The organism is Streptomyces sp. NPDC002889 (assembly GCF_042888425.1).
Taxonomy (GTDB): Bacteria; Actinomycetota; Actinomycetes; order Streptomycetales; family Streptomycetaceae; genus Streptomyces.
The window spans coordinates 25,716-38,291 of the sequence record NZ_JBIAPT010000020.1; the positions used below are offsets into that span (position 1 = coordinate 25,716).

11 protein-coding genes and 1 pseudogene are annotated in these 12,576 nt (G+C 70.3%); 7 read left to right on the plus strand and 5 right to left on the minus strand.

The features are described 5' to 3' along the window. Nucleotides 1–89: 89 nt before the first annotated feature. On the minus strand, nt 90–743 hold the full coding sequence (locus tag ACFYWI_RS27195; protein WP_389237434.1) for a class I SAM-dependent methyltransferase: 654 nt from the start codon (nt 741–743) through the stop codon (nt 90–92). Between the two features lie 140 nt (nt 744–883). Between ACFYWI_RS27195 and ACFYWI_RS27200 the strand changes: the two are divergent. The 4 genes and pseudogenes from ACFYWI_RS27200 to ACFYWI_RS27215 all read left to right on the plus strand — a co-directional run. Next, nucleotides 884–1,038 (plus strand): annotated as a pseudogene (locus tag ACFYWI_RS27200) (XRE family transcriptional regulator); the annotation flags it as partial. Beyond that, complete coding sequence (mraY, locus tag ACFYWI_RS27205; protein WP_389237436.1) at nt 1,037–2,104, plus strand: phospho-N-acetylmuramoyl-pentapeptide-transferase; 1,068 nt, start codon at nt 1,037–1,039, stop codon at nt 2,102–2,104. The pseudogene ACFYWI_RS27200 and the gene mraY, both read left to right, overlap by 2 nt. A 168-nt stretch (nt 2,105–2,272) precedes the next feature. Further along, entirely contained in the window at nt 2,273–4,429 is a 2,157-nt protein-coding gene (locus tag ACFYWI_RS27210; RefSeq protein ID WP_389237439.1) for an acyl-CoA dehydrogenase, read from the plus strand. Nucleotides 4,430–4,440: 11 nt separating this feature from the next. Then, nucleotides 4,441–5,631 carry a lipid-transfer protein gene (locus ACFYWI_RS27215; RefSeq protein WP_389237441.1) on the plus strand — a complete coding sequence of 397 codons (1,191 nt, stop codon included), beginning with the start codon at nt 4,441–4,443 and terminating at the stop codon, nt 5,629–5,631. A gap of 894 nt (nt 5,632–6,525) precedes the next feature. Here the strand turns inward: ACFYWI_RS27215 and ACFYWI_RS27220 are convergent. The 3 genes from ACFYWI_RS27220 to ACFYWI_RS27230 all read right to left on the minus strand — a co-directional run bounded on the left by ACFYWI_RS27220 (nt 6,526) and on the right by ACFYWI_RS27230 (nt 9,066). Next, entirely contained in the window at nt 6,526–8,163 is a 1,638-nt protein-coding gene (locus ACFYWI_RS27220) for a cation acetate symporter (RefSeq protein ID WP_389237443.1), read from the minus strand. After that, complete coding sequence (locus ACFYWI_RS27225; protein ID WP_389237445.1) at nt 8,160–8,375, minus strand: hypothetical protein; 216 nt, start codon at nt 8,373–8,375, stop codon at nt 8,160–8,162. Before ACFYWI_RS27225 ends, ACFYWI_RS27220 begins: the two co-directional genes overlap by 4 nt. Before the next feature lie 283 nt (nt 8,376–8,658). Further along, nucleotides 8,659–9,066, minus strand: a complete 408-nt coding sequence (locus ACFYWI_RS27230; RefSeq protein WP_389237447.1) for a hypothetical protein — start codon at nt 9,064–9,066, stop codon at nt 8,659–8,661. A gap of 114 nt (nt 9,067–9,180) precedes the next feature. On the opposite strand from ACFYWI_RS27230, the gene ACFYWI_RS27235 reads away from it, so the two are divergent. From ACFYWI_RS27235 to ACFYWI_RS27245, 3 genes are all read left to right on the plus strand, one after another. After that, nucleotides 9,181–9,351, plus strand: a complete 171-nt coding sequence (locus ACFYWI_RS27235; RefSeq protein ID WP_389237449.1) for a hydrophobic protein — start codon at nt 9,181–9,183, stop codon at nt 9,349–9,351. A 279-nt stretch (nt 9,352–9,630) separates the two neighbouring features. After that, complete coding sequence (locus ACFYWI_RS27240) at nt 9,631–11,118, plus strand: MFS transporter (RefSeq protein WP_389237450.1); 1,488 nt, start codon at nt 9,631–9,633, stop codon at nt 11,116–11,118. Nucleotides 11,119–11,209: 91 nt separating this feature from the next. Further along, nucleotides 11,210–11,809, plus strand: coding sequence for a hypothetical protein (locus ACFYWI_RS27245; protein WP_389237452.1), 600 nt, complete (start codon nt 11,210–11,212; stop codon nt 11,807–11,809). Nucleotides 11,810–11,815: 6 nt separating this feature from the next. Here the strand turns inward: ACFYWI_RS27245 and ACFYWI_RS27250 are convergent, their stop codons facing one another. Then, nucleotides 11,816–12,448 (minus strand): response regulator, encoded by a 633-nt coding sequence (locus ACFYWI_RS27250; protein WP_389237685.1) that lies wholly within the window; start codon nt 12,446–12,448, stop codon nt 11,816–11,818. Between the last annotated feature and the right edge of the window lie 128 nt (nt 12,449–12,576).

A 12,576-nucleotide genomic window follows, 5' to 3' on the forward strand; every position in this document is an offset into this window, starting at 1 on the left:
TCCCTGGGGCTTGGCCAGTCTCGGACCGGCCCCACACCGCACCCACCAACCCGGCCACCGCCGAGGCGGTGGCGTTCCCGGGCCGGGGCTCAGATCCCGGTGCTCGTGCGACGCAGGACGCGAAGCGACTCCGTCGCCGAGACCTCGGTGAACGCGCCCGACTCCAGTGCCCGCAGGTAGATGCGGTACGGGGCCTGCCCGGTCCACTCGTCGACCGGGTCGGGGAACACGTCGTGGATGACCAGCAGGCCGCCCTCGGCGACGTGCGGGGCCCAGCCCTCGTAGTCGTTCGTGGCGTGCTCGTCGGTGTGCCCGCCGTCGATGAAGACCAGTCCGAACTTGCCGCCCCACGCCTTCGCGACCTGTGGGGAACGCCCCACGATCGCGATCACGTGGTCCTCCAGGCCGGCCTTGTGCAGCGTGCGGCGGAACGTGGGCAGCGTGTCCATGAGGCCTACCTCCGGGTCCACGACCGTCGGGTCGTGGTACTCCCACCCCGGCTGCTGCTCCTCGCTGCCCCGGTGGTGGTCGACCGTGATCGCCGTGGTCCCGGCCTCGCGGGCCGCGTCGGCGAGCAGGATCGTGGAGCGTCCGCAGTACGTCCCGACCTCAAGCAGCGGCAGCCCCAGCGCGCCCGCCTCGACGGCGGCCGTGTACAAGGCCAGGCCCTCGCCCACGGGCATGAACCCCTTGGCGGCCTCGAAGGCGGCGAGGGTCTCCGGCTTGGGGGTGGCGGCGGCCATGGGCGGGTCCTCCTGGACACGTATGTGCGGGTGGGCGCCCATCGTGCCCTACGGGTGGGTAGCTTCCGGGACCGAGGTCGGTTGCGTGATGCACATCACCAGCGTGCAGCGATCCGATCACGCTCGGCTGCGAGACGGGAGCGGAGCGCGCGGACGCGGCGCTGGGGCGGACGGGCTGCTCTCGCGACTGGTAGGGCGGGTGCTGCGGAGCCGGTTGCCGAACTGGTTCCAGCCCTATGCGGAGATGGAGGCGAAGACCGCGTGCATCTCCACGTACCAGGCACAGTTGGTCTATGAACCAGATCCTGTTTGCCGGGGCCATCGGCTTGTTCCTGACCCTCATCGGCACACCGCTGCTGATCAAGCTGCTGGCCCGCAAGGGATACGGGCAGTTCATCCGTGACGATGGCCCGCGCGGCCACCACGGCAAGCGCGGCACACCCACCATGGGCGGCATCGCTTTCATCCTGGCCACCCTCATCGCGTACGCCCTGACCAAGGTCATCACCGGTGAGGGCCCGACGTACCCCGGTGTCCTGGTGCTGTTCTTGATGGTGGGCATGGGGGTCGTCGGGTTCGTCGACGACTACATCAAGATCGTCAAGCGGCGTTCGCTGGGGCTGCGGGCCGGGGCGAAGATGTCCGGCCAGCTGATCGTCGGCATCATGTTCGCCGTTCTGGCCATCCGGTTCGCGGACGACCGCGGCCAGACGCCGGCTTCTCTGAGGCTGTCGTTCGTCACCGACTTCGGCTGGACCATCGGGCCGGTCCTGTTCGTCGTGTGGGCGCTGTTCATGATCCTGGCCATGTCGAACGGCGTGAATCTGACGGACGGTCTGGATGGGCTGGCGACCGGTGCGTCGGTCATGGTCTTCGGCGGCTACACCTTCATAGGTCTGTGGCAGTTCCAGAAATCGTGCGCCAACGCGATGACGATGACCGACCCCGCTTCCTGCATGGAGGTACGTGATCCGCTCGACCTCGCCGTCGTCGCCTCCGCGCTGATGGGTGCCTGCTTCGGGTTCCTGTGGTGGAACACCTCACCCGCCAAGATCTTCATGGGCGACACCGGTTCGCTCGCTCTCGGCGGCGCCCTGGCGGGCCTGGCCATCTGCTCTCGCACTCAACTGCTGCTCGCCCTGCTGGGCGGGCTCTTCGTCCTGATCACCCTGTCCGTGGTCATCCAGGTCGGCTCGTTCAAGATGACCGGCAGGCGGGTCTTCAAGATGGCCCCGCTGCAGCACCATTTCGAACTCAAGGGCTGGTCCGAAGTCCTCGTCGTGGTCCGTTTCTGGACGATCCAGGGCATGTGCGTCATCGTCGGTCTCGGCCTGTTCTATGCAGGTTGGGCCGCCGGCTGAGGCCATGGGCCCCCAGTGGCAGAAGCGCTCCTCGCAGTCCCACCGCAAGGCCGACTGCTGCGGACCAACCCTGCCCGGTATCCGGGACGGCATCTGACCTTCCGTCAGATTGGAACGTGTTCTACTCTGGCCCGCGTCCCCTACCCGCGGCGACCGGTGAGGATGCGCATGGGTATCGGAATCACTCAGGATCAACGGGAGTTGGCCCGGTCCGTACGCGGTTGGCTGGCGCGTGCCGTACCGCCGGAGGAAGTGCGCAAGTGCCTCGACGTGCCCGCCTGCGCGACCGGGCGGCCCGCGTACTGGGACGGCGCCGCTGCGCAGGGGCTGCTCGGGGTGCATCTGCCAGGGGAGTACGGCGGGGACAGCGGCACCCTTCTCGACCTGGCCGTGGTGCTCGAGGAGACCGGGCGGGGCCTGTTGCCCGGGCCGTATCTCCCGAGCGTCCTCGCCGCCGAGGTACTGCGGCGCGCCGGGCGCGGCGAGCTGGTGGCCGCGCTCGCGGACGGGACGCGGATCGGGGCCGTAGCGCTCGGTACCGGCAGTCTCACCGCCGTACCCGACCAGGGAGGGTGGCGGCTGGACGGGACCGCCCCGCCCGTCCTGGCCGGGGCGCAGGCCGATGTGCTCCTGCTCGAGGCGGCAACGGCCGACGGCACGGTGTGGGCCGCCGTGGATGCGCAGTCGCTGACCGTGCGCGCACATGACAGCGCCGACCCGGTCCGACCGACCGCCGAGGTGAGTGCATCCGGGGTCATTGCCCCCGGGGTGCTGGACATCGATTCCGGGCTCGTACGCGACCTGGCGGCGGTGTTCCTCGCGGCGGAGGCATGCGGAGTGGCGGCGTGTTCACTGGACACGGCCGTCGAGCACGCGAAGGTGCGCGAGCAGTTCGGGCGGCCGATCGGGCGGTTCCAGGCGATCAAGCACCTGTGCGCGGACATGCTGGTGCGCCTCGAGCAGGCCCGCGCGCTGACCTGGGACGCGGCGCGGGCCGCGGATGCCGGGCCGCGGGTCCGTTCGCTCACTGCCGCCCTCGCCGCGTCCGCCGCGCTCGATGCCGCGTACGGCTGCGCCAAGGACTGCATCCAGGTGCTCGGCGGGATGGGGTTCACCTGGGAGCACGACGCCCATCTGTATCTGCGCCGGGCGCTGGTGGCCCGGCAGCTGCTGGGCACAGGTGACGCCCACCGGCTGCGGGCCGTCGCCCTCGCGGCCGCCGGAGCACGCCGCGAGCTGACCCTGGAGCTGCCCGACGAGGCGGAGGCGCACCGGAGCGCCGCACGCGAGATCATCGGGGCCGTACGGGGCCTCGACCCGCCCGCCGCGCGCCGTGCCCTCGCACCCACCGGCTACGCGGCCCCTCATCTGCCCGAGCCCTACGGTCTGGGCGCAGACCCTGCCCACCAGATCGTGGTGCAACAGGAGTTGGCGGCGGCCGGGGTCACGGTGAGCGACCTGGGTATCGCGGCCTGGGTGGTGCCCTCACTCCTCGCCCATGGAACAGAGGAGCAGCAGGAGCGCTATCTGCTGCCCACGCTCCTCGGGGACCTGCGCTGGTGCCAGCTGTTCTCCGAGCCGGGTGCCGGTTCGGACCTGGCGAGCCTGCGCACCCGGGCCGAACGCACCCCGGACGGCTGGCGGATCAACGGGCAGAAGATATGGACGAGTTCGGCCCGCACGGCCGACCACGGCATCCTGCTGGCCCGTACCGACCCCGACGCCCCCCAGCACCGGGGGATCAGCTACTTCCTCGTCGACATGAAGCGCACCCGGGGGATCGACATCAGACCGCTGAAGGAGATCACCGGCGAGTCGCTCTTCAACGAGGTCTTCTTCGACGACGCGCCGCTGCCGCCGGACGCACTGGTCGGGCGGCTCCACGACGGCTGGCGCGTCGCCCGTAACACGCTCGGCAACGAACGCGTGCACATGGCCGATCAGATGTCCTTCGGGACCGGCATCGAGGCCCTGCTCGCCCGGGCGAGCGGTCCGGACGACGCTCAACGGGCCCGTATCGGCACCCTCACCGCCGCGTCCCACGCCCTCGCCTGCATCGGCCTGCGCACCACGCTGCGGCAGGTGTCCGGGCTCGACCCGGGCGCCGGAGCATCCGTACGCAAGCTGATCCGGACCCGGAACCAGCAGAGGACCGCCGAGCTCGCCCTCGAACTGCTCGGCCCGGCCGGCGCGGTGCGCGAGGGCGTCGGCGAACGGGCCGTGCACGACATGCTGATGTCGCGCTGCCTGACCATCGCCGGCGGCACCACCCAGGTCCAGCTCAATGTCGTCGCCGAGCGCATCCTCGGCCTGCCACGAGACTGAGGAGGTACGCAGTGAAGAGCTACATCGTCGGTGTCGGCATGACGAAGTTCGAGAAGCCGGAGACGAGGGACTGGCAGTACTGGGACATGGCGAAGGAGGCGGGCACCAAGGCGCTCGCCGATGCCGGGGTCGCCTACGAGCAGGTGCAGCAGGTCCCGGTCGGCTACTGCTTCCAGGTCTCGACCGCCGGCCAGCGCGCCGCGTACGAACTGGGCCTGACCGGCGTCCCCGTGTACAACGTCAACAACAACTGCGCCACCGGGGCGACGGCGCTGATGCTGGCGCGGCAGTTCGTCGAGGGCGGCGGCAGCGACTGCGTACTGGCGCTGGGCTTCGAGAAGATGACCCGCGGCGCGCTCGGCGCCGGCTCCGACGGCGGGAGCTTCGCGACCTCGCCGGTCGCCCGGCACTACGGGATCATGGCCGCGGCCCACGGGTTCGAGGCGTCTCCGCCCACCGCCCAGATCTTCGGCAACGCGGCCCGCGAGCACATGGAGCGCTACGGCACGACCGAGGCGCAGCTCGCCGCCGTCGGCGCCAAGAACCACCGGCATTCGGCGAACAACCCCGACGCCCAGTTCCAGGACGTCTACGAGGTCGACGAGGTCCTCGCCGCCAAGGCCGTCCACCGGCCGCTGACCAGGCTCCAGTGCTCGCCGACCTCCGACGGGGCGGCCGCGGCCGTCGTCGTCTCCGAACGGTTCGTCGTCCAGCACGGCCTGCACGACAAGGCGGTCCGCATCGCCGCCCAGGCGATGACCACCGACACCGGGGAGTCCTTCGCCTCGGGCTCCTGCATCGACGTCGTCGGCAAGCCGATGTCCCGCGCCGCGGCGCGCGCCGTGTACGAGAGCTCAGGGCTCGGTATCGAGGACGTCGACGTCATCGAGTTGCACGACTGCTTCTCCGTGAACGAGCTCCTCACCTACGAGGCTCTGGGCATGTGCCCGGACGGCGAGTCCGGCAAGCTCGTGGAAAGCGGGGCGACGACGTACGGCGGGAGGTGGGTGGTCAACCCGTCGGGCGGCCTGATCTCCAAAGGTCACCCGCTCGGCGCGACCGGACTCGCCCAGGCGACCGAGCTGGTGCGGCAGCTGCGGGGCGAAGCGGGGGCGCGGCAGGTGGCGGGCGCGCGAGTGGGGCTTGCGCACAACATCGGCCTGGGCGGGGCGGCCGTGGTGACCTTGCTGCGGAGGTCCTAGCCTCGGTCCTCCACCAGCCGGGTCGGTCGCGGAATTGGTGCGGGGCGCGCCGCTGATGACGTGCCGGCCGAGGATCAGCCGGTGCTGTGCCGGAAACCTCCGCCGGGTCGGCGGCACGTCCGGCTGACACGCTCCCGCACGACATCTCAACTCCCCGTGATCCACACCACAGTTGACGTCAGGACCGGATGGTTGCAGGCAGGATGACCACGAGCAGCCGAGCCCAGCCGAAAGGGCCGTCGTGATCCTCCTCATACCGGTGGTATTCGTCGCTGCCATCACGATGGTCATGTTCTTCCTGCTCCGGTGCCTCGGAGTTGCCTTGCCGGGGAACAGGCACTGGTCTGGATGGCGCCGTGTGGTCGTCGCTGCCGCCTTTGCCTGCGCAGCCGCGGCTGCGGCCTCCTACTCGTGGGGGGCCGTCCAGTTGATGTCGACCGTGGCCGTGGCGCAGGACGGAGGGGCGCACTCGACTCCGTTCCCCTACAACCACCCGTGCAGGGCCCAGTTGAAGGGTTCGGTGGACTATGACGTCCAATTCCTCACCCTGCGCACCGTGTGCGTCATGGAAGGCGGAGAGCGTAGAGCAGTGGACGACGTACCGCAGGGGGTAAGGGTGACGGCAGCGGCATCGGCGGCCTGCGCCGCCGTGTTGGCGGGGATCGTGTTGGCCGCCGGCGCCCCTCATGTGCGTCCGGCGCAGCTAGTGCCGTGACCGGAACAATCATGGGGTGGGCGGTCAGGCCGCGGTGGTGAGTGGTCGGCCTCCCCATCGGATGCCATTCTCGCTGCGGACGCGGGCTCGTTCGCGGCGCTGGGCGGCCAGGGCGCCGGAGTGTCGGGCGTTCTGGCCGCCCGGCCGTCCCGGCCGTCGGGACGGCCGGGTGCCGCACGTCATCGTGGAGCGGGGACGCGGGGGTTCGCGCCCAGGTCACTGTGCTCCACGACCTCCGGCGCCCGTCGTCCCTTTCCTGCCAAGCTGCCCAGCCAGCCGAGCAAGAAGGCGACGGGCATCGACACGAGGACGACTGTCTGGAGCGGGAACCAGTCCAGGTGCCAGTCGGGGAAGAGCGCCGCGGGGTTGCCGGAGAAGACGGGGTTGGAAATCTGCAGTCCGATGGCGGAGATCAGGCCTCCGTACAGCGTCCAGAGCAGCCCGGCTCGGGTGTAGCCGCGCCAGAAGAGGGAGTACACCAGTGCCGGAAGCAGGCAGGAGGCCGCCACCGCCAGGGAGAGAGCCGACAGGAACAGGACGTTCCATCCCTGGACCCAGACCGCCAGTCCGATGCTCAGGGCACCGACCGCGGCGGACGCCAGGCGTGCGGCGGCCACCTCCCGGCCCTCGGTCGTGCGCCCATGGCGCAGCACCTTCGTGTACAGGTCGTGGGCGATCGCCCCGGCAGCCGCCAGGGTGATGCTTGCCACGACGGCCAGCGTGGTGAGGAACACCGCGGAGGAAACCAGGACGACGAGAAGTGCCCCGCTCGTGCCGGTGGACGTGCCACCCGCCAGTTCCCCGGTGAGCAGCAGCAGGGCGCTGTTGCCTCCAGGGTCCGCGGCCATGATCGTGGGTGCGCCGATGACCGCGGCAGCGGCGAAGCCCATCAGAGCTGTGATGAGGCAGAAAGCGGCGACAATGCCGATCGTATGGCGCACCGTACGGCGCGCGGCGGCCGCGTCGGGTGCTGTGCTCAGTTGCATGGCAACGTGTGGCAGGCACGCCACTCCCAGCACGATGGTGATCATCAGGCCGATGAAGTCGAGCGTGGCTTCGGGGTCGGTGCTGCCGGCAAAACGGAGGCCGTGACGCATATAGCCGGCGGGTCGGCCACTGCCGTGTCCGGCGGCGTCGATCAGGGCATCGGCGCTCCAGTCAAAACGATGGAGCAGCACAGCTGCCACCGCCAGGGCCGCGCCGAGCAGCACCACCGTTTTGATCACCTGAATGACGACCGTGCCCCGCATGCCGCCGAACACCGTGGCGGTGACGACCAGTGCGCCGATCATGACGATGGCTGTTTTTTCGGCGCCCGCACCGGACATTCCCAGCAGCGCCGTGGTGGTCACTCCCGCGCCGGAGAGCTGCACGACCAGATAGGGGACGCACACGCTCAAGGTCACGACGGCGGTCGCGATTCTTGCACCCGGCCCTGGAGCCCGCAGGGCGAACGTGTCGCCGAGGGTGTAACCGGCGTGCTCGCGCAGGGGGCGTGCCAGCAGGAGGAGCACGCCGAGCGACAGCATGGTGCACAGGGCGATGAGCAGACCGTCGTAGCCGAAGACCGCGACACTTCCCGTGGTGCCGAGCACCGTGGCCGCGGACAGGTAGACGCCGGACAGTACGAGGGCCCCGCGCAGGGGCGGCAGCCTGCGACCCGCTGTGTAGAACTCGCCGACCTGGTCCCTCTCGGGTCCGCTGAGGACACAGATGAACAAGATGGGGACGATGAACGTCAGAAAGCCCACGAGAACCAGGGCGCGCGTGCCGCTGTCCAGGGCGCCGGGCAGGGCGAGCAGGATCTCCCCGTTCATCTGTACTCCCCCTCTTCCTGCGGAGCGTGGCCTTCGTCCGCACGGCGGTCGTAGCGCACCGCAGTCCACACCAGCAGGGAGCCCTGGAAAAGGAGTGCCAGCACGCCGATGTTGGTCTCTCCCCAGACACGGGTAGCCATGAAGTCGGTGGCGGAGCAGGTGAGCAGCAGGTGTACGGCGAAGGTCGATCCGTTGACCACGGCGAAGGACATGCCTGGGCGATGAGGCCGTGGGCGATGATGAAGCCGAGGGGCGTGCGGGTGGGCCATGACGGGGTCTCCTGGCGGGCGGGGATGCGGGCGGATCGCCTGTGACGCGAGGCCCACCACAACACCTGCGCCCCGGCCCGTCCATGCGCTGAGCACGCGCCGTTGGCCGGTCCCAATGCCCGGCACCAGTGACTGTGCTGTTGCCCAATCAACCATGCCGTGCCCGGGCAACGGCCTCAGCCGAGTCATGCGTTGTCAGGCAGCCGTCATGCGAGCGACCCACCTGTCAACAACGTCCGTCGGTTCTGGACCTGGGCCGGTTCCGCAGTATCGGTCGGCCGGTAGCAGGAGCGCAGCTCCCGGTCGACGGAGGTGGTCCGCGACCTTGACGGCCTGCGGGCACATGCCCGACCGGATGGCCGAGGCAGGCAAGATCTTGTGTGAGCGCCTGTGCGGAAGCGCTGCGCGCGGGCCGCGCGGCGAGCGCGGCGTCGATCGTGGGGTGGGTGATCAGGAGGGTGTCGAGTCCGGTCGTGGCCAGGAGACGGTCGAGGTGGTCGGGGACGGCGACCATGACGAGGGAGCCGTCGCCCTCCTGCGCGCAGCGCTCCGACGAGCAGCCGATGGCCTCCTTGAGCTTGCCCTTTCCCTGTTCGGCCCGGGCCTTCGTCTTCTCACCGGTGGGAAGGGGCAAACTGGCGCGCGATGGGCATCCGCGATTTCCCCGGATCACGCATAAGAAACCCGTAAAATTCGCACGTGTGGCCGTGTCGGCGTGGGGCAGACGGCGTGGCGGAGGTTGATAACTATGGTTCCCCTGCTTCTCGTTCTTCTGCTCGCCCTGATCCTCTTCGGTGCGGGCTTCGCGCTCAAGGCCCTGTGGTGGATCGCCGTCATCGTGCTGGTGGTGTGGCTGCTCGGCTTCGTCATGCGCTCCACCGGAGCCGGCGGCCGACGAGGTCGCTGGTACCGCTGGTAGAGGGCGGCTCGACCGGCTCATGGAAGCGGGGCCGCACCCGGCTCGGGTGCGGCCCCGCTTTGTTGCCGGTATCCGGCCGTCATCGTTCGCGATCGTCCGATATGGGTACGCGACGGGGCAAGGCCCGGGGCGATGCCCGTGCCGCGCAGGGAACCCGGCACCTCCAGCGGGCATCGCCCCGGGCCCCCGGCCGCGCCAAACGGCCCCACGTACGGGACCGTCGGGTATGCCGGCCGTACACCCATACCCGGATGTACGGTCCGCTGGACGGCTGAGACCATGACGCCCATGGCCCAAGCCCGCTCAGACGACGCCCGCTCAAACGCCCCCTCGGGCTCGCCCTCGGACGCCCGCCGTTCCCGCACACCGGCACCCACCGCCCGGTCGCTGCGCACCTGGGCGGTGATCCTTGCCGCGTGCGCCGGCCAGTTCCTCGTCGTGCTCGATGTGTCCGTCGTCAACGTCGCGCTGCCGTCCATGCGCACGGATCTCGGGCTGTCGGCCACCGGTCTGCAGTGGGTGCTCAACGCCTACTCGATCGCCTTCGCCGGCTTCATGCTGCTCGGCGGGCGGGCAGGCGACATCTTCGGGCGCAAGCGGATGTTCCTCGTCGGGCTCGGCCTGTTCACCGCCGCGTCCGTCGCCGGCGGCCTCGCGGTGGACGGCTGGCAGCTGCTCGCCGCCCGCGCCGTACAGGGTCTCGGCGCGGCCGTGCTCGCCCCGGCGACGCTCACCATCATCACGGCCGCGGTGCCGCCGGGGCCCGCGCGAACGCGGGCGATCGGCACATGGTCGGCGGTGGGCGCGGCGGGCGGCGCCGCCGGCGGACTCGTCGGCGGCGTACTCACCGATCTGCTGTCCTGGCGCTGGGTGCTGCTGATCAATGTGCCTGTCGGTGTGCTCGTGCTGGTGGCCGCGGCCGCCTGGCTGACCGAGAGCAAGCAGGGCTCGGGCAGTCGGCTCGACCTGCCGGGCGCGGTCCTGGTCACCGCCGGACTCGCCGCTGTCGCCTACGGCATCGTGCAGACCGAGGAGTCCGGATGGACCGCGGGTGCGACGGTGCTTCCACTGCTCGGCGGACTGGTGCTGCTGGGGCTGTTCGTCGCCGTGGAGGCGAGGGCCAAGGCGCCGCTGATGCCCCTGAAACTGTTCCGCTCCCGGGCGGTCTCGGCCGCCAACGTGACCATGATGGTGTGTGGTTCGGCGTCCTTCGCCATGTGGTTCTTCATGACGGTCTACGCCCAGAACGTGCTGGGTTACTCGCCGCTGGAGGCCGGACTCGCACTGATCCCCAGCTCGCTCAGCGTCGTGCTCGGGGCGAAGCTCGCGCCCCGGCTCATGACCATGGCGGGTGCGCGCAACATCGCGGTCCTCGGTGCGCTGATCGCGGCGGTGGGATTCGGCTGGCAGTCCACGATGACCGCCGACGGCACTTACCTCACAGCGATCGCCGGACCCGGCATCCTGATGATGGCCGGCATCGGCCTGGCCGCGACCCCGCTCGCCTCCCTGGCCACCTCGAGTGCGGCCCCCGGCGACGCGGGCCTGGTGTCGGGCATGATCAACACCTCCCGCACGATGGGCGGCGCGCTCGGTCTCGCGGTCCTCACCACCGTCGCCGCGGCGCGCACGGCGGGCGGTACCACCCCCGAAGCAATGGCGGAGGGCTACGCGCTGGCGTTCCGTACGGGCACGGGGGTGCTGCTCGTCGGTGCGGTGCTGATGCTCCTGTGGCTGCCGCGCCCGAACCCGGAACGCGTGCCGTAACGCTTCTCCGCTTGTCAGCGGGCGTCGATAGCCTGTTCGGGACCTGAGCCGCATCGAGGGCCGGTGCTGTGCACGGCTGTGGGGGGACGCCATGAAACTGTCGGAGCTGAGACCGGGCGGGCTGTACATCAAGCGGGTGCGGGACAACCGCGACCGGGAGCCGCACGTGACGATCGTGCGGATCGCCGAGTCCAAGCGCCTGTATCGCTGGGACGGTGACCGGGCGTATGTGCCTGCCAAGGACGCCCGGCGCCCTGCCCTCACGAAGGACATCGGCTATCTGTGTGTACGGCCGCCGATGGCCTGGCCCGAGTCGGCGGGGAGGGGCGCCATGTTGCGGCGCAGCGTGCAGCGGTGGGCCAGGCCGCTCGCCTCGATGCGGAGCCCGCTGCCCGACCCGGCGAAGGAACGCGTCGTCTGGCACGACGTGCCCTCCCTCGAGGACGAGCTCATGTGGTGCCTGTACGACCCGAAGGACATCGTCCGGGCGCACATATGGCCGCACGAGTTCCAGGAACGCATTCTCGAGAGGCTGGCAGCACTCGGTGCGGACCAGCACGGGGCGGAGTTCCCGCCGCTGCCGCAGGACCGTCTCACGCACACCGACCTCCACCGTGCCTCGCTGCCGCTGGACGTCCTCGCCGAACTCCTCGACCGCATACCTGAGGAGCCCCGGGAACCGGCTTCCTAGCTCAGGTCAGAGCCAGCCCTGCCGACGGGCCGCACGCACCGCCTCCATGCGGTTGCGGGTGCCTGTCTTGCCGATCGCGGACGAGAGGTAGTTCCTTACGGTCGAGTCCGACAGATGCAGCGCCGCAGCGATGTCGGCGATCGTCGCCCCGTCCACCGACGCGTTGAGCGCATCGCGCTCCCGCGCGGTCAGCGGACTCGGCCCCGCGCTCAGTGCGGCGGCGGCCAGCGCCGGATCAACGACCGTCTCGCCCACCAGCACCTTCCGGATCGAGGCGGCCAATTCCTCCACGGGCCCGTCCTTGACGAGGAACCCGGCGGCCCCTGCCTCCATCGCGCGTCGCAGATATCCGGGCCGCCCGAAGGTGGTGAGGATCAACACCCGGCAGTCGGGCGCCTCGTCGCGCAGATCCGCGGCGGCGTCGAGCCCGCTGCGCCCGGGCAGTTCGATGTCGAGCAGCGCCACATCGGGCCGCGACACCAGCGCGGCCTCCACGATCTCGTCACCGCGCCCCACCTGCGCAACCACCTCGATGTCTGCCTCCAGCCCGAGCAGCACCGCGAGTGCGCCGCGCATCATGCCCTGGTCCTCGGCGAGGAGCAGGCGGATCGACTTGGTGGGGCGCTGATCCCGCGGCATCTCTTCCACGCGTCAAGGCTACGGCCAACGCCCAGGTCAGGCAGCGTGGAAGAGAGGCCGACCGCGCCCTACTCCTTGTCCCGGTTGCGGGCGTACCAGACGAGTCCGGCGATGAGCACGGCGAGGAA